Source organism: Kingella bonacorsii (assembly GCF_016623605.1).
Taxonomy (GTDB): Bacteria; Pseudomonadota; Gammaproteobacteria; order Burkholderiales; family Neisseriaceae; genus Kingella_B; species Kingella_B oralis.
The window spans coordinates 84,342-109,912 of the sequence record NZ_JAEHNZ010000002.1 but is presented as its reverse complement, the minus strand read 5'-3'; the positions used below and the strand labels follow the sequence as shown (position 1 = coordinate 109,912).

Below are 25,571 nucleotides of genomic sequence, written 5' to 3'. Positions count from 1 at the left end.
CTTGCGCTGCACTCTGCGGGCGGCGGATGTCGTAGGGTGTGTGAACTTGTTCACGCACCATCCGGCAAAGTCCAATGGTGCGTGGCAAGCCACACCCTACGGGTGGTTTTCAGGCTGCCTTTGGGGTTTTACGCGAGAATTTTGTCAAACATGGTTTTCAGGTAGCCTTTGTCATCCATAAACAGAATATTTTTCTCTGCCAGCTTCCCGCGCGGCGGGGCGTTAATCAAATCGCCGTAACCCGTTACCGACAATATAAACGCCGACAGGCTCAATGTGCCGTCTTTCAGGCTGCCTTCCAATTGCTTCACTTCATTGTGCAAACCGAATTTCGGATCATGGAAATCCATTTGGCGGATGCCTTTGGGGTCGATAAACGACAGCCATTGCCTGCCGCTTTCGGGGCAGACCAGCCACAGCAGAAAGTCGGGATAGAAATTGCCTGCCAGCGCAAAGCCCAAGCCTTTGCTTTTGTTTGCCGCATTACGCAGCAGATACAAATCTTTGCCGTCTGTCCACGTTTTCAGGCTGCCCTCTTGCGCCGCTGCCTGCAAATCTTCAATAAAACGCTGCTCGCTTTCTTCCTGCAACACCAAAGGCTGCATTTTCACGGGGAAATGTTCCTCATCATGACTGCAGCGCAACACCATCAGCGGCGCATACAAATGCGGGTCAAAACAAATCGCTTGGATATGTGGAATATTCAGCGCGGCTTTCAGGCTGCCTTTGGCAAACAGCTCTTGCAGCTCTTTCAGACGGCCTTCGTAGAATCTGCCCATTTCGTTGTCGGCAAACTGAAACCGATAGCTGTCAAAAAACGAGCCGTCTGTTTCCTGCACTTCGCGCATTTCGTAATACTGCCCCTCGTATGCGCCTTTGAGCGTTTCGTAAAACCGTTTGGTGTAGCCTTTGAGCAAATCCAGCAGCAAATCCTGTTGTTTGGCTACCGCGTCAAAGCTGTTTGCCGCCATTTCCGATTTCGGGATATACAGCGTGTACCAGCCCGTATTCTCTTCCACAAATGCTTTCAGACGGCCTTTGTCCAGCCGCAGGTTGTACCAGCCCTCGCGGTGCTTGTATCGGGCAAGTTCGCGGTAGATTTTGTCCCAGTCAAACCACGGCAGAAGATGCGGGCTGATGGTGCACTCGTCGCGGACAAACTTATCGGCGCGGATGCCGCCTTGTTTGCTTACCAAAGCCTGCACGCGCGGATAGCGGTCAAGTACCGTTTTGATTTCCTTGATTTTACCCGCAAACTGCCCTGGCACTTCATACAGTTCAGGCTGCATGGTGCGCTTGAAACTTTTGACTTGATTGCCTTTGTAGCCGTCTTTCAACGCAAGCGTTTTCAGCTTCACGGCGGGCAGGTTTTTTTGCACGGAAAAATCCAGCGTCAGCATATTCTGCCCGGCCTGCACGCCTTCGTCTTGCAGATATGCTTTGAATTTGTCCATATAGTCGGCTTTGATGCCGAACACATTGAGCGTTTCCAGCTTGTCCAAATGCAGGCTGAAAATATCGTGCCGTTCGTTTGCAAGGCTGCGCTTGAGAGAAAAATCCCGCCCTTTGAGGCGCACGCCGCGCCCGAACATCTGAATAATCTGGCTGCCTTCTTTTTTGCCCAAATTGAGCAGACCCATCGTGGAAACGCGCCAGCTCGACCAGCCCTCGGCAAATTTGCGCGAACCGATTAACAGGTTTATCGGGCTGCCTGCAACATTGATGCCGCCAAACAGGCCGCTGCCGAAATCGTCGCTTGCCGTATCAAAATCCGCATCGTTTTGCGCCTGCGCCGTTTTGAAAAACGCCGCCGCATCGCCGATATTAATCACGCCGAACGGCTCTTTGCCCACGGAGAGTGACAGCTCGCCGTCGGATTTTTTCAGATGCGTGAGTTTCAAACGCTGCGGCACATCGCTGTTGAACAGCCGTTTCACCATATCGGCGTAAAGCGCGGCAACGCCGTCTGAAAACCTCTCTGCCAGCGGCGTGAAGCGGTGGTCGAAAATATCGCGGTCTTTCGTGTCCAGCATTTGCGCGCGGTTGGCAATAAATTCCGCCAGCCAGCCCTCCGCCTCGGCACGGTGGTTTAAAAAATGCGCCAGATAGTGCACGATTTGGGCGATGTCGGATTTTTCGATTTTTTCGTCTTGGGTTTCCTTGCCGCTGGATTTGTTCACCGTATTGCCCACAAACACCCACAACGGCTTTTCAATATTCCATTCTTTCAGACGGCCTTTGCCCGTTTCATACAGATAAAGCTGCTGGTAAAACGAAAGCATGCACGCCGTAAAATATTTTTGCGACGCATATTCCGCCGGCTCTTTGGGCAGGTTCAAAATCAGGCTTTCCTTGCCGTAGCCGTCGGCGTAGAAAAATTTATACGAATAATCAAACAACACCGCGCGTGCATAGGTGTCAAACACTTCGTTTTTTGCCTTGCTGCCGAAGCTGCCCACCGCCTGCCCGAAGGTTGCCGAATATTCAAACGAAAAGCCGCGCCCGATAAGCTGATTACGCCGTTTCAGCCACGCGCTGTCAAACGTGCCGTTTGACGTTCCGCGATGCCCCTCATCTACCAATACCAAGTTATCGCCGCCGAAACTTTCTGCTGCAACGACTTTCTCGCCGTCTTTATCGCCCAGCTTGGTGATTTCAATAATCTGAACAGGCGTATCCAGTTCTTCGGTACGGCTGTTTTTGTCAAACAAAGTCGCATTGATGCCCGACAATTCCAAATCCTCCCAATGCTGGCGGCTCAAACCCTCATTGGGCGTAATCAAAATAATATTGTCGAGCCTGCCGCCGTGATAATGCCGATACTGCAAAATATTCACATGCATTAACAGCGTTTTGCCGCTGCCTGTGGCGTTCCAAAACGCCAGCTTGCGCAAATCATCGAGCGCGTGCGGCGCAGATACGGCGGAGGCTTTGTCAAACTCTTTTTCATAAGCGGCAAACTCGTTTTGCAGCGCGGTTTGCAACGCCGCTTTGTGGTTGAAATACCGGTCTAAATAAATTTCCGCAAACAGCAGCGACAAATACTGAAAATACTTCATTTCCAAAACATGCCCGCTGTCGCGGTTGCGCCGCTCGGTAATCTGCTGCCAATGGCGCACAATATTCAAATCGTAGCGGCGCAAATCGTCTTCGCCGATTTCGCTGCGAATCAGCGGGCTTAAAAGCTGGTGTAAAAACTTGCTCTGCCCGTCTTCCGCCAAACCGATTAAGGCTTCGCTGTCCAAATTCAATTTCTGCCGCAGCTCGGGCAGCGTTTTCACGCCAAACAGGCGCAGCAGATAGCGGTTTAAGATTAAATGGTCGTGAAAAGTGGTTTTTGCCATGATTACGCCCCCTCAAACATCAGCCGCAAAAACGCTTCTTCAATGCTGCGGATTTTCAGGCTGCGGATGGCGCCGCCGTCGGCATCGTTGTCTTGGAACACGGTGGGCAGGGTGTGGTCGCCGTTGATGTAGATTTCCGCGTATTCGCTGTCGCCTGCCGCGATTTGTTTTTTCGCCAGCAGCTTGGGCAGCGTGTCGTAATCCCATTTTTCGCAATCGCGCCACACCAGCAGCACGCGCTCGTTTTTCAGGCTGCCTTCAATCATCACATAGTCCTCGGAAAAACGTTTGTCGTCCACCGCTTCCACGGTTAAGCCCAAGAGATAGTTAAATGTTTCCACCAAATCAACAGGCGTGCGCACGCTTGCGCCAGCGGAATCGGCGGCGATGTCCATTTGGTAGCTAAAAGGCCGTCTGAACGCATCGGTATTGAGCAGCGAGCCACGGCTTTCCACGTCCAGCATATAGTGCAGCAGATAATCGCGCGCCATGTTTTCAGGCTGCCTTGGCGCGAACAGGTCGGCGGGGCGGCGCAGCAGCAGATTGTTGAGCGTGTCTTCGTAGCTTTCCAGCTTCAATACTTTTACGCAGCCACCGCCCTTATAATCAACAGTTTTAGAAATACCAGATTGCTCGCCAAACAAAGTTTTTTGAACGCGAATTAATAAAGTATCGTTAAAATATTCGCCTTGTTCTATACCGATCCACTTGCGACCAAGTTTTTGTGCTACGCAAATGGTTGTACCACTTCCAGAAAAATAATCCAAAACCACATCATTAGGTTGCGTTGACATTTCAATAATTCGTTTCAACAGTTTTTCGGGCTTTTTACCGTTTTTGAAATCTACACCACCTTCTGATTTGCTGGCTTGACCAATGTCGTCCCAAATATCAGAACCTAATACGCCAAAATAATTTTTCTTATTTTCCTGAATCACACGTTCATGCAATTCAACACAAACGCCTCCATCGTAAATTAGTTTTGTTACTCCGAACTGGTCTGTAAAAACTTCTACTTTTCCACTGGTTTTGCTTTTTTCTAGCATGGCTTTCATGCTTTCACCAGCCTTATTATTATTTTTTTCAATGGAATAAATATGTTGTGAATTTTTTAGTGCATATTTTTCTAGTTCTTCATCAGTTAGTTTTTTATCTTTCTTTAAATTAGAAACATGCCACTCCCCGTTTTGATGCTGATAAATTTCCCAACAATAGTTTGGATTGTATTTGTCGGGGGTATAAAACGGATTAAATCTAAAACTTGGGTGTTTTGAGTAGAAGTGGACATATTCTTTAATCTTAAATAAACGTTCTCCACGCTTAACATTAATTGCATTGACTCCGCTTTTAGTTGATGTAACAACAGAGATGGTTTCTCTATGATTATCTTCTCCAAAAACCGAGAGCATTAGTTTATTGAGATTGGTATTTTCTAAATCGCTTATTTGACAGAAGAAAGCTGCATTTTGGGACATTAATGGATATGCTGATTTAACACGGTCATTCATTAAAGTAAGCCAAGACGAATGCTGGTAATTGTCTTTATAAATAAACCCGTCATCGCCTGTGTTATACGGCGGGTCAATATAAATACATTTCACTTGTCCGCGATAGCGTGCCTGCAACAGATTGAGTGCTTGGAAATTGTCGGCGTGGATAATGGTGCCGTCGGTGAAATCGTCGAGCGGATGGTCGTCTGAAAGGGCGGAAACGAGCCGCGTTTGAAATTCGGGGGCGAACAGGGAGGTGTCCACCACGAGATAAGGGTTTGATTCAACGAATGAAATTAAATCGCGGGGGGGGGGGGTAACTCTTTGAAGACAAACAAGTTTTTCCACGCTTCAAGCTGGCGCGGGTTGGCAAGGATTTCGGCGTGGAAGTTTTGCGGAATCTGCCCGAGGGTAATCAGCCAATGGCAGCCGACCACAAATTTCTTTTTCAGCCACAGTTTCTTTTGGAAGTTTTCCAGTTGGGCGAGAAAGGCGGTGATGTCGTGTGCCACGGCGCGGAAGATGCGGATGAGTTTCAGGCTGCCTGAAAGGGCGGCTTCGCTTTGCTCGGCATCGTCTAAATTGAGCATTTCGTTTTTGATGTAAAAATCCAGCTCGCGGCGCAGGAAGCCGCCGAGGTCTTTGTGGATAAAGTAGTCGGCGCTGTTTTTGGCGGTGTAGCGGGCGAGGTGTTTTTCTAATACGGTGCGGTTGGGCTGTTTGTCGGTGGGGGCGCGTTCAAACAGCTCTGCCCAGCTTTGCTGCACGGCGGGGTGGGCGGCGACGGCTTCTATCGCGGCTTGGGTGTGTTCCGCCTGTTTCGCGCCTTTGGGCATGGGTTTGTATTCAAACGAGAGGGTGAGAAGGTCGTCTGAAACGGTAATGGGTGATGGTGCGTGTCTTTCAGCCACACACCCTACGGGTTCGTCGTCTTCGTAGGCTTGCTCGCGCGCCGCTGCGGCGGCTAGGGCTTTGGGCGAGGCCAGCACAAACAAGCGGGCTTGCTCGTTGTCTTTTTGGTTGTCTTTGGCGGTGTCGGCTTGTACCAATTTGAATTGCACGCTTTTGCCGTCTGAAAGGGTAAAGCGGTAGTTGCTGAAGTTTTCGCCGGATTTGGTGTAATACTGGTCTTTGTTTGCCCAGTGGAGCATCACTTCTTCGCCGTTGTAGGGGATGGCGTAGCGGTCTTTGCCGCCGTAGCGCCGCTGGCTGATAAAGTCGCCTGCGTCGTAATAGCGGGAGAAAAAGGCGAGCAGGTGGTTGTACACGCGGTTTTCGTGTTCTTCGTTGTTTTGTAATGCGGATTTGATCTGCGCGGGCAGGGTTTGGCTTAAATAGCCGTTGATCTCTTTGGCGCGGCTGCCGAGGATTTTGTAAATGCCGAAGTCTAAATCGGCGCGGTCGGTTTGGAAGATTTCGCCGAGTTTGGCGATGAGTTCGGTTTGGGCGGACATTTTTTGGGGCTTTCGGGGGAGGGAAAGTTGCGGATTTTAAAGTAGTTTAAAATTTTGTAAACTGCTAATGGTAGCCTGAAAACGCATTGGGTTATGACTCCACCCCCAATTTCGCTTTCTCCGCCGCTGTGAGCCATTTGTCGCGCTGCGATTGCAGCAGGGCGAGCAGGTTGGCGAGTTCGCTGCGGATATTGAGGCTGGTCCACACGAAGCCTTGGGTTTCAAACGGCAGCTTGGCGGCGATGGTGCGGACTTGCGCTTCTTCGGGGAAACAGATGGCGATGGGGTGCCGCCATTCGCCTTTGAGCAGCTTGGAGGCGCGGTGCAGGTCGTGTTGCAGGGTGGCGAAGTGGCGGCTGAGCAGCTGTTCGTCTTCGATGCTGAGCCGCGCTTTGGGCAGCTTGGGCACGGTGGCGAGCATCAGGTTGATGCTGCTGACGATGTTGCGCTGGCTTTGCTGGATGCTGTCGAGCAGGGCGAGGTTGATTTTGCTTTCGTGGGCGGTGGGAGCGAGCAGGCTGCGCGATTTTACCAGCCGTGCGTTCAGGCTGCGTTGTTCCAGCCACAGGGCGTTTTGGGTTTCTTGCGGCAGGGCTTTGTGGACGGTAATCAGCGAGAATTGGTGGGCGCAGGTGGCGAGGTTGTCGGACAGCAGGAACCGCCATGTGAGCATGGATTTGATGGGGATGAGCGCGGAGGCGACAAGCACGATGAACACGCCAATTATCACGTTGACGGCGCGGATGATGCCGGCGTGCAGCCAGTTGTCGCTCACGTTGCCCAGCAGCATCGCCATGGTGAGCCCCGCGAGCATGGCAGCATAGCCGTAGTTGCCGAGTGTGTGCCAGCCGCTGACGGCGCTGATAACGGCGATGGCGATGAAGTAGAGCGGGCTGTTGTGCAGCAGGTGGTGGTTCAGCCAAATCAGCGCGATGCCGATGGCCATGCCCAGTAGCGTGCCGATGATGCGTTCATACGCTTTGCTGTTGATTGCGCCTTGGTAGGGCACGCTGCCCAGCAGCACGAACACGGTCATGGCAATCCATTCGCCGTGTTCGATGTTGCCCAGATAGGCGATGAGAATGGTGGACACGACGGCAAGCGCAAGGCGGATGGCGTGCATGGCGCGTTGGTGTTGATAGCGTTTATAGGGGTTGAACCATTCTTTGAACCAATGGGATAGGCGGTGGGGCATGATAGGCAGCCTGAAAACGTAATGGCGTATAATAGCGCGTTTTTTGTAGCGGAAAGAATCAACCATGAAAGACCAAAACAATCTTTGCTGGCTGGATATGGAAATGACGGGGCTGAACCCCGAAACAGACAAAATCATCGAAGTGGCGATGATTATCACGGATAAGGATTTGAACGTGTTGGCGCAATCGGAAGTGTTTGCCATCCATCAAAGCGATGAAATTATGGACAACATGGACGAATGGTGCACCACCACGCACGCTCGCACGGGTTTAACCGCGCGGGTGAAAGCTTCGCCATATAGCGAAGCGGAGGTGGAGCAAAAGCTGTTGGATTTTATGAGCGAATGGCTGCCTGCCAAAGCCTCGCCGATGTGTGGCAACACCATCCACCAAGACCGCCGCTTTATGGTGAAATACATGCCGCGCTTGGAAGCGTTTTTCCACTATCGCAATTTGGATGTGTCCACGCTGAAAGAATTGGCGCGGCGCTGGCATCCCGCCGTGTATAAAGGCGTGGTGAAAAAGGGTTCGCACAAGGCGTTGGACGATATTTTGGAAAGCATAGACGAGCTGAAATATTACCGCGACACCTTTTTAAGGCTGCCTGCGCCTGATAATACCGCCGCGCCCGCAGCCGAGTAACGCGCATGATAATGTGGCACACCGATTTACCCGACAGCCCTGTTGACAGCCGCTTGGCAACGGCGCAATCGCTCACCGCAGCGCTGTCGCAACGGGGCGATTTTGCCGTGCGGCTGGACGCGCTGGGCGAAACGCAGGGCGGCGAAGGCATTTTCAGGCTGCCGCAACCGCAGTTCGCCCGCCGCGTTACGCTGCTGCTGGACGGCGTGGCGGTGGTGCAGGCGCAAAGCGTGTGCGCGCCGGATTCGCCGTGGCGCAAATGGCTCGATTGCGGCACCACGCCGCTGGGGCAGATGCTGTTTTCAGGCTGCCTGCCGCTCACGCGCAGCCCCTTGCAGTTTGCCAGCGCCGAGCCTTTTTTGCTGGCGCGGCGTTCCACGTTTGATTACCACGGCAATCGGCTGGATTTGCTGGAATGCTTTTTGCCCGAGATATTGCAGTTTGCGGCAGCCTGAAAACAGACTAAGCCGATAAAAAAACCTGTATCCCCATGGGTGATACAGGTTTGGTTTTTTCAGGCTGCCTTTATTCTCTCTATCGGTTTAACCGTCAGACGGCGGGATTAAACCGTTCTCTTTGTTTGCAGATTCATCATACAAGGCAGCCTGAAAAACGGGTTGGCACGCTGGGCAAACTATTTCATCGCCCCTGCCATGGTTTTCACGTTGTAGCGGAACATATCGGCATAGGTTTTCGCAGGCGCGCCTTTGGAAAGCGCATCGGAATACAGCACGCCGCCCACTTTCGCCCCTGTTTCCTGCGCGATGCGTTGCACCATGCGCCCGTCTTTAATGTTTTCGGTGAACACCGCTTTCACGCCCTGCTGTTTAATCTGGCGAATAATCGCGGCAACGGTTTTTGCCGAAGCCTCGCCCTCGGTGCTCACGCCTTGCGGCGCAAGAAAGGTGATGCCGTAGCGTTTTGCCATGTAGTTAAACGCGTCATGCCCTGTGAGCACTTTGCGTTTGTCGCGCGGGATGGCGTTGAACTGCTCGCGCGCATAGCCGTCCAGTTTCACCAATTCCGCCGAATAGCCTTTAAACCGCGCTTGGTAATAATTTGCGCCTGCGGGGTCGGCTTTAATCAAGGCTTTGGTAACGTTTTCGGCGTATTTTTGCATCAACACAGGGTCGTTCCACACATGGGGGTCAAACTCGCCGTGGTCGTGATGATGATGCCCTGCGTGGTCGTGGTCATCATGGTCGTGGTCGTGATGATGCGCGTGTTCCTCCTCCGCTTTGAGCGGCGTGATGCCTTGCGTGGCTTCCGCATACGGCACGCGGCTTTGTTTCACCGCGCGCAGCACTTCGCCACTTTCCAAGCCCAAGCCGTTGAGCAGCACCAATTTTGCCGCCGCAATTTTTTTCACATCGCCGCCGGTGAGCTGATAGGCGTGCGCGTCTTGGTCTGCGCCCACCAAGCTGGTTACGGTTACCCGCTCGCCGCCAATTTGCTGGGCAACATCGCCCAACACGCTAAAACTGGTTACCACAGGCAACGCTTCTGCCCAAAGGCAGCCTGAAAATGTTAAAGCAACAGCCAAAACGGTTGATTTAATTGCGCGTTGGCGCATGATATTTCTCCTTGTGAATATTGTGTAAACAGGGGTTAAGAAAAAAACGCCCGCGATTATACACGGATTTTGTGTTACGGTATTACATTGTTTCAGGCTGCTGATGTGTAAGCAAAAATTGTTAGCACGAGCGGGGCGGCGCAACGCAACACGCCGCAGATGAGATTGCTGCGCCATGCTGCGTGCGCTGTTTTCAGGCTGCCCATCCATTCCCCAAAGGCAGCCTGAAAGCCCGTATAATCCGCCCACTTTTGTTTACCCCAACCGCCATGCCCCAGCCCAAAGCCTTCGCCATCCTCGGCGCAACCGCCAGCGGCAAAACCGCCCTTGCGCTTGCCATCGCGCAACACTTTCCCTGCGAAATCATCAGCCTAGACAGCGCACTTGTGTACCGCGACATGAACATCGGCACCGCCAAGCCCATCGAAGCCGAGCTCGCCGCCGTGCCGCATCATTTGATTGACATCATCAGCCCCGTTGAAGCCTACAGCGCGGCGGATTTTGTACGCGACTGCACGCGCTTGGTGGGCGAAATCCACGCCCGCCAACGCCTACCGCTGATTGTGGGCGGCACCATGATGTATTACCACGCGCTCACGCAAGGCTTAAACGCGCTGCCCGAAGCCAGCCCCGCCCTCCGCGCCCAACTGCAAGCGACCAAAGCCACGCAGGGATTAGCCTTTTTATACAACGAATTGCAACGGCTAGACCCCGAAACCGCCGCCCGCCTGAAACCCAACGACAGCCAGCGCATTGAACGCGCCCTAGAAATCTACCAGCTCACAGGCAAGCCCATGAGCCAACATCTTGCCGCCCATGCCACCGCCGCCGCGCCGCTCAATCTGCACACGCTCGCGCTGATTCCCAGCGACCGCAGCCTGCTGCACGCGCAAATCAACCAACGCTTTAACCAAATGATAGAACACGGTTTTTTAGACGAAGTGCGCCAACTGCGGCAACGCTACCCCGCGCTGCACCCCGATATGCCATCCATGCGCTGCGTGGGCTACCGCCAAGCGTGGCAGCATTTGGATGGCGCAACCCGCTTCGCCCAATTTGTTGAACAAGGGCAAGCCGCCACGCGCCAGCTCGCCAAACGCCAGCTCACTTGGCTGCGCAAAATTCCCGCCGACACCGTGTTAGACCCGTTTGCCAGCGGTTATCAAGCCGCCGCCCTTGCCGCCGTGCAACAGCATTTTGCTTGCGCCGAAAATCAGTTTCAGGCTGCCTAATCCAACCCCATAAGGCAGCCTGAAACCTAAAATGGAGTAGCGACGGCTCGTCGCCAAATGTGATTCAACATGATTTTATTGATTGAAAATATGTCGGCGAGCCGCCAGCGCTCCATCGGTTGCAGATTTTGCAAAGGTTTCAGGCTGCCTAACCACACAAGGCAGCCTGAAAAAGGGTAGGGTGTAATCATCCATGCTTCATCCTCGCTCAACCCATTTTCAGGCTGCCTCAACCCCACACACAGGACACCCCATGCGCCCCATCGCCCCGCTCAAACGCCGCTTCGCCGCCTTGCTGTATGAAAGCCTGCTGATTGGCTCGGTAACCATACTCGCAGGCATCGCGGCGGGCATCATCAACACCGCCATCACACGCAGCGTGCCCACGCTCGCGCCCGCCATCCCGCTGCTCACCAGCCTCGTGTTTGTGCTGGCGTGGTGGCAATACTTCCGCCTGAACTGGCAGCGCGAAGGGCAAACGCTGCCGATGCGCGTGTGGCAAATCGGGCTGATTAACCTTGCGGGCAGCCGCCCCAGCAAACGGCAGTTGTTTCTGCGCTTTGCGTGGGCGTGCGTGCTGCTGGTGTTTATCCCCTTGCTGGCATACGCCGCCTTGCAGCATTTGGGTTGGCATGGCAAAAACGCCACCATCGCCGCGCTGTTTTGGTGGATATTGCCGTGGGGGTTTGCCTTGTTTAATCCACGTAAACAATTTTTGTACGACTGGCTGGCAGGCACAGAATTGATTGATTTGCGCGCAAACAATAACGAGCCAGCGCGTTAAACCAATCAACAAAAAGGCAGCCTGAAAACGAGCGAAGCAAGTTTCAGCGAAGCTAAAACGTGCATCTGAACTTGTTTTCAGGCTGCCTTGATTAGTTTGGTTTTATGCTTGCTTTGCCGCCCATTCGGCAGGCGTTGCCGCAACGGTGATAGACAGCGCGTGCAATTCATTGCTCGCCAGCTTTTCTGCCAAGCCATCTTTAATCAAACGATGGCGCGCCAACCGCGCTTTGCCTTCAAACGAAGCCGATACAATCTTGGCAAAAAAATGATGCCCATCGCCTTCCACTTCAATCAATTCGCAAGGGGTAACTTGGGCAATCAGCTCTTTAACTTGTTCTGGAAACAACATATTTAATCCTTAAAGTGGTGTGTGAAAAACGCGCGATTTTAGCACAAACCTTTCAGGCTGCCGCTGGCAATAGGGCAGCCTGAAACGCTTATTTCTTCTTCAAAATATACTTGCGCACCGCCGTGTTATGCTCATCCAGCGTGCGGCTAAACTGGCTGCGCCCCGTGTCGTCCATGCGCGAAACGAAATACAGATAATCGCTATCGGCAGGGTTGGCCGCCGCTTGCAACGCCGCGCGGCCGGGCAGCGCAATCGGCGTGGGCGGCAAACCGGTGCGCGTGTAGGTGTTATACGGCGTGTCGCGCTGCAAATCCGCCTTGCGAATTTTGCCCTGATACGCCGCGCCCATGCCGTAAATCACCGCGGGGTCGGTTTGCAAACGCATGCCCTTCGCTAAGCGGTTGCGGAACACCGCCGCCACATCGCTCCTGTCGTCTTCATGCGCCGTTTCCTTTTCCACCAAGCTCGCCATAATCAACAAATCATACGGCTTTTGATACGGCAAACCCGCCTGTTTGTCCTCCCAAGCCTTGTTCAACTCGCGCTGCATCGCCTTGTAGGCAGCCTGAAAAATCTGAATGTCGCTGCTGTCCGCCGCAATCTCGTAGCTGTCGGGGAAAAACAAGCCCTCGGGGTTGGCAGACACAGCATCGGGGTCGATTTTCCGCAGCAACGTCTCATCGCTTAACGCGCGCGTGTCGTGCCGGATATTCGCCGTTTGATTAACGATGCGGCGCATCTGGCTAAACCGCATCCCTTCCACAATCTGCACCGAAACCAAATCGGGATTGTTTTGGCGCAGATGCTGCAAAATTTGCCAACTGGACACCCGCCCGGCAAAACGGTAGCTGCCGCTGGTGAGCTTGTCGTGCACGCCCAGCGCGTATGCCGCCGACACCAACACATAGCGGCTGTAAATCTTATCTTCCGCCGCCAATTTGCGCCCCACCGCCGCTATGCCTTGCCCCTTTTCCACCACCAAGCGGTAAGGCATGCCGTTATTTTTCGGCGCAAACAGCAAAGCGGCATACCCGATTGCCAGCAGCAGAAAAACCGCCGGCACAATCAAAAAACGTTTAACAGTCATGCGAATCAAAATACCGTTGAAAAATAGAATTATAGCTTAAATCGGCAAAGCACGTTTTCAGGCTGCCTAACCCCGTTGTGCAAACGCATAGGCAGCCTGAAACCGGCACCCAAACAAAAAAGCAGACAACCCAATCCGAGTTATCCGCTTTGTGCGATTTGGTTAATCTGGTCAAACGCGATTACGCGCCTTGGATATTGGCGGCTTGTTTGCCTTTGGGGCCGGTGGTTACATCAAAAGAAACTTTTTGACCTTCTTTCAATGTTTTAAAGCCTTCCATGTTGATTGCCGAGAAGTGTGCGAACAAATCTTCGCCGCCTTCGTCAGGAGTGATGAAACCAAAGCCTTTAGCGTCGTTAAACCATTTAACTGTACCAGTTGCCATAAAATGCTACTCTCTTACTAAAAATATTAAACAAAAAGCAGTTGGAGCAAGTTTAAAAGCAATTCTTTGCAGAGAACGGTTCTGAACGCACACCAAATGCTGTTTGACGTTTTACTCACTTTAACGGATATCGTCAAGTTTTGTTTAGGCAAAGGCAAACTTTTTCATTAAAATAACAAAAAATACAACAGAAAATTCCTATGAGCCTATCGCAAACCACACACCAATCGCAAAAAACCCGACTTGCGCCGCCGAAAAAATACGGCGTTTTTCTGTTAAACGACCATTACACGCCGATGGATTTTGTGGTGGATGTGCTGCAAGATGTTTTCAGGCTGCCTGAAAGCCGCGCTGTGAGCATCATGTTTGAAGTGCACCATAATGGCAAAGGCTTGTGCGGCGTTTATACGCGCGATATTGCCGAAACCAAGCAGCAGCAAGTGATGCAGCTTGCCGATGAGGCAGGGCATCCGCTGATGTGTACGATTGAGGAAGTATCTCTATGATTTCAAAAGAACTTGAACTGATTTTGCAAGATTTATACACTCACGCCAAAAATGCGCGGCATGAATTGGTGGGCTTGGAGCATTTGCTGTTGGCGATTGTGCAAGGCTCAACCGATGTGAACGCGGCGTTGCAGCATTGCGGCGTGGAAACCGCGCTGTTGGTGGTGCAACTGCAAGAAAGCATTGATGAAAACACGCCTGTTTACCCCGCCGACCAAGCCACGCACGAGCCGCAGCCCACGGTGGGCTTTCAGCGCGTGATTCAGCGGGCGATGATTCATGTGCAGCATTCGTCGCAGGATAAGGTGTTGCCCGAAGATGTGTTGATTGCGCTGCTGGATGAAGACGACAGCCCTGCGGCGTATTTCTTGCAACTGCATTCGGTTAAACGCATTGATTTGCTGCGCTATTTCTCGCATTGTTCAGGCAGCCTGAATGCGGGTGCGCCATCACGTTCGCAGGATGATGACGACAACAATCTTGCCGATAATCCGCTGGAAGCCTACACCGTCCACCTGAACGCTGAAGTGCAGGCCGAGCGCATTGACCCACTCATCGGGCGCGAGGCGGAAATGGAACGGATGTTGCAAGTGTTGTGCCGCCGCCGCAAAAACAATCCCTTGCTGGTGGGCGAGGCGGGCGTGGGCAAAACCGCGCTGGCGGAAGGCTTGGCGTATTTGATTGAGCGGAACCAAGTGCCCGAAGTGTTGGCGAAGGCGCAAGTGTATTCGCTGGATATGGGCGCGCTGCTGGCAGGGGCGAAATATCGCGGCGATTTTGAAGCACGGGTGAAAGCGGTGTTAAAAGCGCTGGCGGCGGTGCCCAATGCGCTGTTGTTTATTGATGAAATCCACACCATGATAGGCGCGGGCAGCACGCAAGGCAGCGTGATGGATGCGTCAAACTTGCTCAAACCTGCGTTGGCAAAAGGGCAGCTGCGCTGCATCGGCGCGACAACGTATGACGAATACCGCACCATTTTCGCCAAAGACCACGCCTTAAACCGCCGTTTCCAAAAAATTGACATCAGCGAGCCGAGTGTGTCCGAAACGGTGCAAATTTTGCAGGGCTTAAAGCCGATGTTTGAAGCGCACCACAACGTGCATTACACCGACGATGCTTTTCAGGCTGCCGCAGAGCTGTCGGCAAAATACATCAACGAGCGATTCTTGCCCGATAAAGCGATTGATATTATTGACGAAGCAGGCGCAGCCCAACGCATCGCGCAGCCTGAAAACCGCCAAGAGGAAATCGGCAAAAACGAGATTGAACGCATCATCGCCAAAATCGCCCGCATTCCCGAAACCACCGTGTCGCACGACGATAAAACCGTGTTGCGCCATCTTGCCGACACGCTCAAAGCCAAAGTGTTTGGGCAAGACGAAGCGATTGATTTGATTACCACCGCCATCAAGCTCGCCCGCTCAGGCTTGGGGCAGCCTGAAAAACCGATTGGCAGCTTTTTGTTTTCAGGCAGCACAGGCGTAGGCAAAACCGAAGTGGCGCGCCAGCTTGCCAATGCGCTGGGCATCACGCTGCAACGCTTTGATATGTCGGAATATTCCGAGCCGTTTGCTGTAACCCGATTTATCGGTGCGCCCCCCGGCTATGTGGGCTTTGACCAAGGCGGCTTGCTCACCGAAGCCATCAACAAGCATCCGCATTGCGTGTTGCTGCTGGACGAAATGGAAAAAGCCCACCCCGATATTTACAACGTTTTCTTGCAAGTGATGGACGCGGGCAGGCTCACCGATAACACGGGCAAAAGCGCCGATTTTCGCAACGTAATCATCATCATGACCACCAACGCGGGCGCGCAAAATCTCAACCGCGCCAATTTTGGCTTTACGGGCAAACACGAGCGCGGCGACGAAATGGAAGCCATCAAAAAAACCTTTACGCCCGAGTTTCGCAATCGCTTGGATGCTGTTGTGCCTTTCGCGCCGCTTACGCCCGAAATCATCCTGCGCGTGGCGGATAAATTCCTTGCCCAACTGGGCGAACAGCTTGCCGCGAAAAACGTTTCCGCCAGCTTTGGCAGCGCGTTGCGCGAACACCTTGCCGCCAAAGGCTTTGACCCGCAAATGGGCGCGCGCCCGATGCAACGCCTGATTCAAAGCGAAATCCGCCAAGCCCTTGCCGATGAATTGTTATTCGGCAAGCTGGCAAACGGCGGCAGCGTGGCGATTGATTGGGATAACGAGGCGCAGAAAGTGGTGTTGGAAATGAACGCGGCGAAAGCGGCGCCGGAAAAAGAAGCGGTGTGATGGTTTTCAGGCTGCTTGACGAACAAAAGGCAGCCTTGCCCCTTTGTCCAAATCTTTGATTTGGGTATCAGTGAGTATCTAAATCTTTGATTTAGCCATGCGAACTTATGCAAAGCCAAAGAGGTATACCGCAGCGCAGCGCGCAAGGTTGAAAACCCGATAACGCATGCAACCCGTCATCAGGCAGCCTGAAAGGTCTGTTGCCCCGTTTTCAGGCTGCCGCAAAGGAATCTTATGTCTGCCCTTTATCCCTATGCCCACATCATCCATCTTTATTGCGCCATCACTTTTGTGGGCGGCGTGTTTTTTGAAGCGCTGGTGCTCAGCGTGATGCACAGCAAACGCGTTTCGCGCGAAGCCCGCCGCGAAGTGGAGCGCGCGCTGTCATACCGCGCCGTACGCGTGATGCCGTGGGTGGTGAGCGGCGTGTTTTTGTCGGGGCTGACCATGCTGCACCGCTACGCCGCCGTGTTGCGCCATCCGTTTTCGGGCGGCTTTGCCACCATGCTTTCGCTGAAAATTCTGCTCGCGTGCGGCATTCTCGCCCATTTTGTTATCGCTGTTTACAAAATGAAAACCCACACGCTGACGGTGGGCTGGTCAAAATACATCCATGCGGCGGTGTTTACCCAAATGCTGCTGATTGTGTTTCTGGCGAAGGCGATGTTTTATTTTGCTTAGGTTGATTACTGTGCTGCGATGGAGCGTCGGCGGCTCGCCGACATTTTGCTGATTAGCGCAGCCTTGTTTAATTTGCCGCGCCATCGGTTGCGACGCTGCATAAAGATTTCAGGCTGCCTCGGGCAAATAAAACACAATATCTCGCAAACAAAAAAATCCCAGTCGTTGCGACTGGGATTTCTGTTTTGTGGTGGAGGTAAGCGGGATCGAACCGCTGACCTCTTGCATGCCATGCAAGCGCTCTACCAACTGAGCTATACCCCCGATTATTAAAATAAGTTGGAATGGATGATTCCAACTTATGTGATTTGGTGGCGAATCAGGGACTCGAACCCCGGACACAAGGATTATGATTCCTCTGCTCTAACCGACTGAGCTAATTCGCCGTGTGGAAGCCGCGCACTATACTGGGCTTGGGTTTTTTCGTCAAATGAAATTTTGCGTTTGCGCTGGGGGTGGGTTGATTTTTAATGAAATTCTGTTGGCAAGGTGGGGCAGGGTAGCCTGAAAGTGTGTAAAGAGTAGGCTGGCGGGGATTTTTGATTTGTTATGTTAAGGGATGTTAAGGTATGATGCGTTTTTTTGTTTTCAGGCTGCCTGTTGCTGGGCGGCGGGAGTTGTTGTGCAATGAATGCGGTCATTATTGGTGTTTTGGTGATGCTGGTGTTGTCGGTGTCGCGGATTCATGTGGTGTTGAGTTTGGTGATTGGGGCGTTTGCGGCGGGGCTGGCGGCGGGTTTGCCGTTGTCGGACGTGAGCGATGCGGCGGGCAATGTGGTTACCAAGGGGGTGATGTCGCATTTTCAGGACGGTTTGGCAAACGGGGCGACGATTGCGCTCTCTTATGCGATGCTGGGGGCGTTTGCGATGGCGATTACGCATTCCGGGCTGCCGCAGCAGATGGCGGGGGCGATGATTCGGCGCATTTCCACCAACCAAACGCAGGATACGATTCCCTCGGGCATCAACGGGGTGAAATGGGGCTTGCTGTTGGCGCTGCTGGCAATGGGGGTGATGAGCCAGAATGTGGTGCCGATTCATATCGCGTTTATTCCGATGATTGTGCCGCCTTTGTTGTTGGTTTTCAATCGGTTATACATTGACCGCCGTTTGCTGGCGTGTGTGATGACGTTTGGCTTGGTTACGACTTATATGTTTCTGCCTTATGGTTTCGGCGCGATTTTTTTGAACAAGATTTTGCTGGGCAATATTGAGAAGGCGGGGATGAGCGTGCAGCATATCCATGTGATGGAGGCGATGGCGATTCCCGCGCTGGGCATGGTGGCGGGCTTGCTGCTGGCGTTTGTGCATTACCGCAAGCCGCGCGTGTATCAGAACCAGCAGGTGGATGTGGACGCGGCAAGCGAGGCGGCGGGGCAGCCTGTGGTGTCGTCTTATCGCAGCGCGGTGGCGGCGGTGGCGATTTTGGTGTGCTTTGCGATTCAGTTGGTTTACAAGGATGCGCTGATGCTGGGCGCGCTGCTGGGCTTTGCGGTGTTTATGATGCTGGGGGTTGTGCGCCGCTCGGAAGCGGATTCGGTGTTTAACCGCGGGATGCAGATGATGGCGATGGTGGGGTTTATCATGATTGCGGCGCAGGGCTTTGCCGAGGTGATGAAGGCGACGGGGCAGATTGAGCCTTTGGTGCAGGCGAGCGCGACGATGTTTGCCGGCAATAAAACGATGGCGGCGTTTGCGATGCTGATGGTGGGATTGTTGATTACGATGGGGATTGGCAGCTCGTTTTCCACGCTGCCGATTATCACGGCGATTTATGTGCCGCTGTGTGTGAGCTTGGGTTTTTCGCCGATGGCGACGGTGGCGATTATTGGTACGGCAGGCGCGTTGGGCGATGCGGGTTCGCCCGCTTCGGATTCTACATTGGGCCCAACCATGGGTTTGAATGTGGACGGTCAGCACGACCACATGCGCGATAGCGTGATTCCTACGTTTATTCATTACAACATTCCGTTGTTTATTGCGGGGTGGATTGCGGCGGTGGTGTTGTAAGCCTTGATGTTGTGATACAGAGGCAGCCTGAAAATGGGTTTTATGGTTTTCAGGCTGCCTTTTGATTGGGATGATGGATGACGAAACGAGTTAACCCGATGAATGAAAACGAATTAGAAAACCGCATCATTGAGCTGGAAATCCGCCTTGCGCTGCAAGATGAGCTGGTAGGCAGCCTGAATGACACCGTTGCCAAAATGCAAGATGCGCTGGATTTGCAGCAGGCACAGTTGCGGCTGCTGTACAACAAAATCCAGCAGCAAAGCGATGACGAGCGGAATCAGCCGTATAGCTTGGCGGATGAAGTGCCGCCGCATTATTGAGGCAGCCTGAAAAAAGGTTACGCGCTTGCTGGGGCTAAAATGGTTTTCAGGCTGCCTCAGGATTTTTCTGAAAGCGTGTAAAACGTTAAACCTGTTTTCAGGCTGCCTCACCCCCAAAGGCAGCCTGAAAACGCCGCCCGCCGCATTATGCTAAAATGCCGCCCATTTCTGTATTCCATCATCTCGCCATTAGGCAGCCTGAAAACGCCCATCACCATGATTTTTCGCCACACCGCCCTGTTTTCTTGTTTACTCGTATCCATCAGCAGCCCGCTTTTCGCCGCCACGCAAAATTCCAGCGAAGCCGCTTCTGCGCCCACTGCCGCCAGCAATGAAAGCGCAGAGCAACCCCCTGCGCCGCCGCTAAAAAAATCCGAAATCTCCCCGCGCAAAGACAAAAGCAAAAGCGAGCAAACCAACGAAGAAGACGAAAAAGAACTCACCCCCAAATACCCCATCATCATTGAAGCCGATAACCCCGAAATCCAAGTCATGCTCACGCAGCATTTGCCGCTGATTGCCTACCAACGCAAAGAAGAATTGGACCGCGAGCAACTGGGCTACCTCGCCGAAGACGCGCCCAACGACGCGCGCAACATGATAAAAACCGAAGGCTATTTCAACAGCGAAGTCAGCGTAACGCCCGAAGGCGAGGGCTACCGCGTGAAAGTCATCACCGGCAAGCGCACTACGATTGACAACGTAAACGTCGCCATTTTGGGCGACATCCTGCAAGACGACACGCTCGGCAGCTACTACAAAAACGCCTTTTCCAACTGGCAACTGCCCGTGGGCGCGCCCTTTCGCCAAGAAGATTGGAGCAGCAGCAAAACCTCCGTGCTCACCGCCGTAACCCGCAAAAAATACCCGCTCGCCCAGTTCACCGGCACGCAAGCCGCCGTGAACCCGCAAACGCAAAAAGCCGATTTAACCGTAACCGTGGACAGCAAAAAGCCGATTTATTTCGGCGAATTTCAAATCAAAGGCAACCAACGCTACCCGCAAAGCGTGATTTCAGGCATGGCGCAGTTTAAAACAGGCGATGTGTACGATTTAGACAAGCTGTTGGATTATCAACAGGCATTGGAAAACGACAGCCACTACACAGGCGCATCGGTGCAGGCGGATTTTGATAATTTGCAGGGCGATCGCGTGCCCGTGAAAGTTGCTGTGTCCGAAGCCAAACGGCAAAAATTTGAAACCGGCATCAGCTTTGATTCCGAATACGGCTTGGGCGGCGAGTTGGGCTACGAACACTACAACATTTTCAACCGCGGCTATGTGGGCTCGTTTGCATGGGAGATGGACAAATATCAAACCAAGCTGGGCATCGGCATCAGCCAGCCGCGCAAAGGCTCGGGCTATTTCAACACCGCCAACCTTGCCTACAGCCGCAGCACCACGCAAAACTTGGAAAAACGCGGCATCACATCGGGCATCTGGCGCGTGCGCGACCGCGATGGCATTGAATCGCGCGTGGGCATTGAGTTCATCGCCGAAGACAGCCGCATCCCCAATAGCAATGTTAATTTTGGGCGCAGCTACGCCACCATGCTCACCGCCGCATGGAAACGCCAACGGCTAGAAAGCCTGTTGCGTCCCGCCAATGGCTATTATTTAAGCGGCAAAATCGGCACCACACTCGGCTCGCTGCTTTCATCCGCGCCCATGATTCGCGTACACGGCAGCGCAGGCTATTACTACACGCCCGAAGACAAAAAACTGGGCACATGGGTGGCGCGCGGCGAAATCGGCTATGTGCACACCAACCAAAAATTTGAAGACGGTAACGTGCCCTCATCATTGATGTTCCGCTCGGGCGGCGCAAGCTCCATCCGCGGCTACGAACTCAACAGCATCGGCAGAAAAATCCCGCCCAGCAGCGCGGTCTTGCCTGAGCGCGCCATGTTTGTCGCCAGCGCCGAATACCAATACCCCATCAAAGGCAGCTTCGCCCTTGCCGCGTTTCACGATGTGGGCAGCGTTGCCCACCGGTTCAAAGACATGACCCTATACCACGGCACCGGCATCGGCGTGCGCTGGTTCAGCCCCGCCGCCCCGTTTTCGTTTGACATCGCCTACGGGCATCGCGATAAAAAATTGCGCTGGCATATTAGCTTGGGCACGCGGTTTTAGGCATGAGGCAGCCTGAAACAGCTCCGCAGCCTTTTCAGGCTGCCTAATCATCGCATTATTGTTCACTCAATATTGGCAGCCTGAAAACCATCAGCCCCCCAAGGCAGCCTGAAAACCCCCTTCACAACAAAACATCATGACCGAACAATCATCCCCTCAACCCCAAGCAACCCCCGCCGTTTCCCCATCCGCAAAAAAAACCAAAAAACCTCGCCGCCTGCTCAAATACACCTTGGGCGCGGTTATCGTTCTGCTTGGTGCAAGCGCGGGCGGCGCGGCATGGCTGCTGAACACCAACAGCGGCTTGCGTTTTGCCGTGTATCAACTGCCCAAGCTCGCCGACATCCACATCACTTCCGAAACCCTCACAGGCAGCGTGTTGCAAGGCATCAACGCCGACGAGCTGCGCATCATCACCCCCAGCGCCGATATAGACATCAGCAGCCTCTATTTCCAATGGCAGCCGAGCGAGCTGTGGCAACGCCATCTGCACATTAACCAAATCAACGCGGGCGACATCCACATCCAATCCAAACCCACACCTCCGCAGCCCAAAAGCCCGCGCCCCGATGCGCCCACCAGCATCAGCCTGCCCATCAGCATCGCGTTAGACAACCTCACCATCAACAGCATCACCCAAGGCAAAAACCACACCGAAATCCTGCGCCAAGCCCAAGTCAGCTACATCTACAACCACCAAGAACACCGCATCAAAATAGGCAGCCTGAAAAACTATTGGTCCAGCACCCAAGGCGAACTCGCCGCCAGCACCGCCGCCCCCTTCGCCCTATCAGGCGATTTGGTGTCAGACGGCGAACTGGACGGCATCGCCGTCAGCAACGTGCTCAACCTATCGGGCAGCCTGAACAACATCAGCATCAACACCGCCCTAGCAGGCAACGGCATCGGCTTGCACGCCAACACACAACTGCGCCCGTTTGCCAAACGCATTGACGACCTAATCGGCAAAGTAAACATCATCGGGCAAGGCATCAACCCCAAAGCCTTTATGCCCAACCTGCCCGAAGCCTCGCTGTATTTCACGCTCGGCATCACGCCCGATTTGGACGACACCAAAACCACGCTGCGCGGCGCGCTCAACCTGCGTAACGAGCTGCCCAAAACCGCCGACAACAACGGCATCCCCGTCAAACTCATCAACGGCATTTTCAATATTGACGACAACGGCACAATCAAAATAGACCACATCCAAGCCAACCTGCTGCAAAAAGGCAGCCTGAAAATCGCAGGCGACATCCGCACCAGCGACCAAACCCTCAATCTCACCGCCACCATCGCCCAGCTCACCAGCAGCGATGCCCTCAGCACCGCCCTCGCCCCCACGCTTAACGGCAGCCTAAACGCCACAGGCACCTTTGCCGCCCCCAAAATCAACTGGCAGCTTGCCACCGACCGCGCCCAAAGCACAGGCAGCCTGAAAATCCAAACCGACACCAAAAACGCCCAGCGCACCTTGCTGCTAGAAAACGGCAGCATCAAAGCCAACAACGGCGGCGAAGTTAAACTGGCAGGCAAGCTGGAACTCTTCCAAAACCAAAAACTTGCCCTGCAAGCATCCAGCCAAAACTTCAACCCCAGCGCGCTCTACCCCAGCTTCCCGCAAGGCAACATCAGCGGCAAAATCCAAGCCACAGGCGAAATCGCCAAGCAACAAATCCACAGCGAACTCAACTTCGCCCCATCCACCCTATCGGGCGCAAACCTATCAGGCAGCGGCGTTGTGGACTACCAAGACAACCACATCAGCCGCGCCGACCTCGCCATCCACCTCGGCAACAACCACCTCAACACCAAAGGCGCATACGGCAAACAAGGCGACAGCCTCGCCCTAGACATCAACGCCCCCAATCTCAACCTATTCGGCTTTGGGCTACAAGGCGCGCTTACCGCCAAAGGCAGCCTGAAAACCACCGCCAACAGCTACACCCAAGTGGATGCCAACCTTAACGGGCAAGCCCACGGCTTTGCCTTAGGCGAAGCCCTGCGCATCCAAAACCTAGATTTCAAACTCCAAGCCAGCCCCAGCCCCACCGCCCCGCTCAACATCACGCTCAACGGCAACCACATCAGCGCAGGCGGCATCGCCATTGACAACATCAACGCCAGCCTAAACGGCACGCAACGCCAACACCAATTCAAAGCCCAAAGCAGCCTGAAAATAGACAACAAACCGCTCACCCTACGCGCCAGCGCAAGCGGCGGGCTAAACGAGCAAACCCAATGGCAAGGCAACATCAGCGAACTCAACATCGCAGGCGCGCTCAATTTGCGCCTGCAAAACACTATGCGGCTAGAAGCCAGCGCCGAACACGTCGCATTAAGCAAAGCCAGTTGGCAAGCCCTCGGCGGCAGCCTGAATTTAGACCAACTCACATGGAGCAAACAAGCAGGGCTAGTAACCAAAGGGCGCGCTAATAATCTCAGCCTAGAACAGCTACACAACTTCTACACCCCGCCGATTGAACACAATCTCACCATCGCCGCCGACTGGGATTTAAGCTACACCCAAACCCCGCGCGGCTACCTCAACCTGCGCCAACAAGGCGGCGACATCATCCTGCCCACCGCCCGCAAGCAGCCGCTTAATCTGCAAAACTTCGTGCTCAAAACCACGCTGGACGGGCGCGGCATCCACAACACCATCACCGCCGACACCCGCTACGGCAAAGCATCGGGCGACTACAACATCCTGCAAGCCTTCGGCAGCGGCAAAATCACCGCCGCCCCCGTAAGCGGCAAAATCCAATTCACCAACGACAACTTGGAAAGCCTGAAAAGCGTGATGCCCGTGGGGCACATCATCCAAGGCTCGCTCGTTGCCACCGCCCAAATCGCCGGCACCGTCGCTACGCCCAAACTCAGCGGCACGGTAAACGGCGACAACCTGTACTACCGCAACCGCCAAGTCGGCATCATTCTCGACAACGGCAGCCTGAAATCGCATTTAGACGGACAACGCTGGCACATCGACTCGCTCACATTCGACCGCAAAGGCGGCAAAATCAGCCTGACCGGCGATGCCGCCTATGTGAACAGCGCGCCCGATGTGAACGCCAAAATCACCGTCGCCCAATACCCCATCCTAGACCAAGCCAGCCGCCGCCTCACCCTGTCGGGCACAACCGACATCAGCTACAACAGCAGCGGCATCACGCTGACCGGCAGCCTGAAAACCGATATGGGACGCTTCGGCTTCCAAGAAAGCAGCGCCCCCACGCTCGATGACGACGTGATTATCGTGGGCGAAGTCAAACCCCCGCCTGCACCCCCGCTGCCGCTCAAACTGGATTTGGAATTTGACCTCAACGACCGCCTGTTCTTCGTGGGCGAAGGTTTGCGCGTGTCGCTCGGCGGCAAACTCCACCTCAGCTCCCACACCACCGCCGACGTGCAAGCCGTGGGCAGCATCCACATCACGCGCGGGCAATACAAAGCTTACGGGCAAGACTTGGTGGTGAAAAAAGGCATCATCTCGTTCGTCGGGCCGCTCACCAAGCCCAACCTCAACATCCGTGCCGAACGCCGCGCCTCCCCCGTGGGCGCAGGCGTGGAAGTGCTCGGCAACTTGGAAAGCCCGCGCGTGAGCCTCGTTGCCGACGAACCGATGAGCGAAAAAGACAAGCTCTCATGGCTGATTCTCAACCGCGCCAGCTCCGGCAGCGACAGCGACAACGCCGCGCTCGCCACCGCCGTCAGCGCCTATCTGGCAGGCAAGTTCAACGACAAAATGGGCTTTGTGGACGACTTCGGGCTAACCACCCAGCAAACCCGCAACATCAACACCGGCGAACTTAACCCCGCCCAGCAAGTGCTCACCTTCGGCAAACAGCTCACGCAAGACCTCTACCTCGGCTACGAAGTCGGGCTGGGGCAAGCCAACCAAACCGTTAAACTGGTGTATCAACTCAGCCGCGCGTTCCAAGCCATCGCCCGCGTGGGCACGCTCTCGTCGGGCGGCGAGTTGAAATACATCAAACGCTTTGATTAGGCAGCCTGAAAACCCATCTCGCCCAACCCGACACAGCAATTTCAGGCTGCCCTAAACTGGCAAACCGCTTGCTTGCAAACTATCATCCCCCTTATCCCAAC

19 protein-coding genes and 2 tRNA genes are annotated in these 25,571 nt (G+C 54.0%); 11 read left to right on the top strand and 10 right to left on the bottom strand.

The genetic code is table 11. The features are described 5' to 3' along the window. Positions 1-128: 128 nt before the first annotated feature. The 4 genes from JDW22_RS05335 to JDW22_RS05320 form a co-directional block, all read right to left on the bottom strand. Positions 129-3,344, bottom strand: coding sequence for a DEAD/DEAH box helicase family protein (locus JDW22_RS05335; protein WP_207748818.1), 3,216 nt, complete (start codon positions 3,342-3,344; stop codon positions 129-131). 2 nt (positions 3,345-3,346) lie between these two features. Next, the gene (locus JDW22_RS05330; protein ID WP_200522170.1) at positions 3,347-5,182 is read right to left on the bottom strand and encodes a site-specific DNA-methyltransferase; all 1,836 of its coding nucleotides are present in this window, start codon (positions 5,180-5,182) and stop codon (positions 3,347-3,349) included. Beyond that, positions 5,131-6,288: a restriction endonuclease subunit M gene (locus tag JDW22_RS05325; protein WP_200522169.1), complete on the bottom strand. Its 1,158-nt coding sequence runs from the start codon at positions 6,286-6,288 to the stop codon at positions 5,131-5,133. Before JDW22_RS05325 ends, JDW22_RS05330 begins: the two co-directional genes overlap by 52 nt. 91 nt (positions 6,289-6,379) lie before the next feature. Then, positions 6,380-7,483: an FUSC family protein gene (locus JDW22_RS05320; protein WP_200522167.1), complete on the bottom strand. Its 1,104-nt coding sequence runs from the start codon at positions 7,481-7,483 to the stop codon at positions 6,380-6,382. Between the two features lie 64 nt (positions 7,484-7,547). Between JDW22_RS05320 and orn the strand changes: the two genes are divergently transcribed. Next, positions 7,548-8,126 carry an oligoribonuclease gene (gene orn, locus JDW22_RS05315; RefSeq protein ID WP_200522165.1) on the top strand — a complete coding sequence of 193 codons (579 nt, stop codon included), beginning with the start codon at positions 7,548-7,550 and terminating at the stop codon, positions 8,124-8,126. 11 nt (positions 8,127-8,137) lie between these two features. Further along, positions 8,138-8,581 (top strand): chorismate--pyruvate lyase family protein, encoded by a 444-nt coding sequence (locus JDW22_RS05310; protein ID WP_050755531.1) that lies wholly within the window; start codon positions 8,138-8,140, stop codon positions 8,579-8,581. A gap of 179 nt (positions 8,582-8,760) precedes the next feature. Here JDW22_RS05310 and JDW22_RS05305 read toward each other — a convergent pair whose 3' ends face one another. Then, complete coding sequence (locus JDW22_RS05305; protein WP_003793386.1) at positions 8,761-9,699, bottom strand: metal ABC transporter solute-binding protein, Zn/Mn family; 939 nt, start codon at positions 9,697-9,699, stop codon at positions 8,761-8,763. A 269-nt stretch (positions 9,700-9,968) separates the two neighbouring features. On the opposite strand from JDW22_RS05305, the gene miaA reads away from it, so the two are divergent. Together miaA and JDW22_RS05295 are read left to right on the top strand one after the other, a co-directional pair. Then, the gene (gene miaA / locus JDW22_RS05300; protein WP_200522724.1) at positions 9,969-10,931 is read left to right on the top strand and encodes a tRNA (adenosine(37)-N6)-dimethylallyltransferase MiaA; all 963 of its coding nucleotides are present in this window, start codon (positions 9,969-9,971) and stop codon (positions 10,929-10,931) included. A gap of 253 nt (positions 10,932-11,184) precedes the next feature. Further along, complete coding sequence (locus JDW22_RS05295) at positions 11,185-11,715, top strand: RDD family protein (protein WP_200522723.1); 531 nt, start codon at positions 11,185-11,187, stop codon at positions 11,713-11,715. A gap of 102 nt (positions 11,716-11,817) precedes the next feature. Here the strand turns inward: JDW22_RS05295 and JDW22_RS05290 are convergent, their stop codons facing one another. The 3 genes from JDW22_RS05290 to JDW22_RS05280 all read right to left on the bottom strand — a co-directional run bounded on the left by JDW22_RS05290 (position 11,818) and on the right by JDW22_RS05280 (position 13,538). Next, positions 11,818-12,066 carry a BolA family protein gene (locus tag JDW22_RS05290; RefSeq protein ID WP_200522164.1) on the bottom strand — a complete coding sequence of 83 codons (249 nt, stop codon included), beginning with the start codon at positions 12,064-12,066 and terminating at the stop codon, positions 11,818-11,820. An 88-nt stretch (positions 12,067-12,154) separates the two neighbouring features. Continuing rightward, the gene (gene mltG, locus JDW22_RS05285) at positions 12,155-13,153 is read right to left on the bottom strand and encodes an endolytic transglycosylase MltG (protein WP_200522163.1); all 999 of its coding nucleotides are present in this window, start codon (positions 13,151-13,153) and stop codon (positions 12,155-12,157) included. A gap of 181 nt (positions 13,154-13,334) precedes the next feature. Beyond that, on the bottom strand, positions 13,335-13,538 hold the full coding sequence (locus tag JDW22_RS05280) for a cold-shock protein (protein ID WP_003793400.1): 204 nt from the start codon (positions 13,536-13,538) through the stop codon (positions 13,335-13,337). Between the two features lie 200 nt (positions 13,539-13,738). Between JDW22_RS05280 and clpS the strand changes: the two genes are divergently transcribed. The 3 genes from clpS to JDW22_RS05265 all read left to right on the top strand — a co-directional run bounded on the left by clpS (position 13,739) and on the right by JDW22_RS05265 (position 16,992). After that, entirely contained in the window at positions 13,739-14,044 is a 306-nt protein-coding gene (gene clpS / locus JDW22_RS05275) for an ATP-dependent Clp protease adapter ClpS (protein WP_200522162.1), read from the top strand. Then, complete coding sequence (gene clpA, locus JDW22_RS05270; RefSeq protein WP_200522160.1) at positions 14,041-16,311, top strand: ATP-dependent Clp protease ATP-binding subunit ClpA; 2,271 nt, start codon at positions 14,041-14,043, stop codon at positions 16,309-16,311. Before clpS ends, clpA begins: the two co-directional genes overlap by 4 nt. Positions 16,312-16,545: 234 nt before the next feature. After that, positions 16,546-16,992, top strand: coding sequence for a CopD family copper resistance protein (locus JDW22_RS05265; RefSeq protein WP_003793408.1), 447 nt, complete (start codon positions 16,546-16,548; stop codon positions 16,990-16,992). A gap of 188 nt (positions 16,993-17,180) precedes the next feature. Here the strand turns inward: JDW22_RS05265 and JDW22_RS05260 are convergent. Together JDW22_RS05260 and JDW22_RS05255 are read right to left on the bottom strand one after the other, a co-directional pair. Continuing rightward, positions 17,181-17,256: transfer RNA gene (locus JDW22_RS05260), tRNA-Ala, on the bottom strand. Between the two features lie 45 nt (positions 17,257-17,301). Next, positions 17,302-17,378 (bottom strand) — tRNA-Met (locus tag JDW22_RS05255). A 241-nt stretch (positions 17,379-17,619) separates the two neighbouring features. Between JDW22_RS05255 and JDW22_RS05250 the strand changes: the two genes are divergently transcribed. The 4 genes from JDW22_RS05250 (at position 17,620) to JDW22_RS05235 (ending at position 25,470) form a co-directional block, all read left to right on the top strand. After that, on the top strand, positions 17,620-19,002 hold the full coding sequence (locus JDW22_RS05250) for a Na+/H+ antiporter family protein (protein ID WP_003793413.1): 1,383 nt from the start codon (positions 17,620-17,622) through the stop codon (positions 19,000-19,002). Positions 19,003-19,100: 98 nt separating this feature from the next. Further along, the gene (locus JDW22_RS05245) at positions 19,101-19,325 is read left to right on the top strand and encodes a SlyX family protein (RefSeq protein WP_200522158.1); all 225 of its coding nucleotides are present in this window, start codon (positions 19,101-19,103) and stop codon (positions 19,323-19,325) included. Between the two features lie 216 nt (positions 19,326-19,541). Further along, on the top strand, positions 19,542-21,461 hold the full coding sequence (locus JDW22_RS05240; protein WP_200522722.1) for an autotransporter assembly complex protein TamA: 1,920 nt from the start codon (positions 19,542-19,544) through the stop codon (positions 21,459-21,461). A 136-nt stretch (positions 21,462-21,597) separates the two neighbouring features. After that, positions 21,598-25,470 (top strand): translocation/assembly module TamB domain-containing protein, encoded by a 3,873-nt coding sequence (locus tag JDW22_RS05235; protein ID WP_200522156.1) that lies wholly within the window; start codon positions 21,598-21,600, stop codon positions 25,468-25,470. The last annotated feature ends 101 nt before the right edge of the window (positions 25,471-25,571 follow it).

Coding starts and splice junctions, on each gene's coding strand:
- JDW22_RS05335 (WP_207748818.1), bottom strand. CDS start 3,344: ATGGCAAAAACCACTTTTCACGACCATTTAATCTTAAACCGCTATCTG.
- JDW22_RS05325 (WP_200522169.1), bottom strand. CDS start 6,288: ATGTCCGCCCAAACCGAACTCATCGCCAAACTCGGCGAAATCTTCCAA.
- JDW22_RS05320 (WP_200522167.1), bottom strand. CDS start 7,483: ATGCCCCACCGCCTATCCCATTGGTTCAAAGAATGGTTCAACCCCTAT.
- orn (WP_200522165.1), top strand. CDS start 7,548: ATGAAAGACCAAAACAATCTTTGCTGGCTGGATATGGAAATGACGGGG.
- JDW22_RS05310 (WP_050755531.1), top strand. CDS start 8,138: ATGTGGCACACCGATTTACCCGACAGCCCTGTTGACAGCCGCTTGGCA.
- JDW22_RS05305 (WP_003793386.1), bottom strand. CDS start 9,699: ATGCGCCAACGCGCAATTAAATCAACCGTTTTGGCTGTTGCTTTAACA.
- miaA (WP_200522724.1), top strand. CDS start 9,969: ATGCCCCAGCCCAAAGCCTTCGCCATCCTCGGCGCAACCGCCAGCGGC.
- JDW22_RS05295 (WP_200522723.1), top strand. CDS start 11,185: ATGCGCCCCATCGCCCCGCTCAAACGCCGCTTCGCCGCCTTGCTGTAT.
- JDW22_RS05290 (WP_200522164.1), bottom strand. CDS start 12,066: ATGTTGTTTCCAGAACAAGTTAAAGAGCTGATTGCCCAAGTTACCCCT.
- mltG (WP_200522163.1), bottom strand. CDS start 13,153: ATGACTGTTAAACGTTTTTTGATTGTGCCGGCGGTTTTTCTGCTGCTG.
- JDW22_RS05280 (WP_003793400.1), bottom strand. CDS start 13,538: ATGGCAACTGGTACAGTTAAATGGTTTAACGACGCTAAAGGCTTTGGT.
- clpS (WP_200522162.1), top strand. CDS start 13,739: ATGAGCCTATCGCAAACCACACACCAATCGCAAAAAACCCGACTTGCG.
- clpA (WP_200522160.1), top strand. CDS start 14,041: ATGATTTCAAAAGAACTTGAACTGATTTTGCAAGATTTATACACTCAC.
- JDW22_RS05265 (WP_003793408.1), top strand. CDS start 16,546: ATGTCTGCCCTTTATCCCTATGCCCACATCATCCATCTTTATTGCGCC.
- JDW22_RS05250 (WP_003793413.1), top strand. CDS start 17,620: ATGAATGCGGTCATTATTGGTGTTTTGGTGATGCTGGTGTTGTCGGTG.
- JDW22_RS05245 (WP_200522158.1), top strand. CDS start 19,101: ATGAATGAAAACGAATTAGAAAACCGCATCATTGAGCTGGAAATCCGC.
- JDW22_RS05240 (WP_200522722.1), top strand. CDS start 19,542: ATGATTTTTCGCCACACCGCCCTGTTTTCTTGTTTACTCGTATCCATC.
- JDW22_RS05235 (WP_200522156.1), top strand. CDS start 21,598: ATGACCGAACAATCATCCCCTCAACCCCAAGCAACCCCCGCCGTTTCC.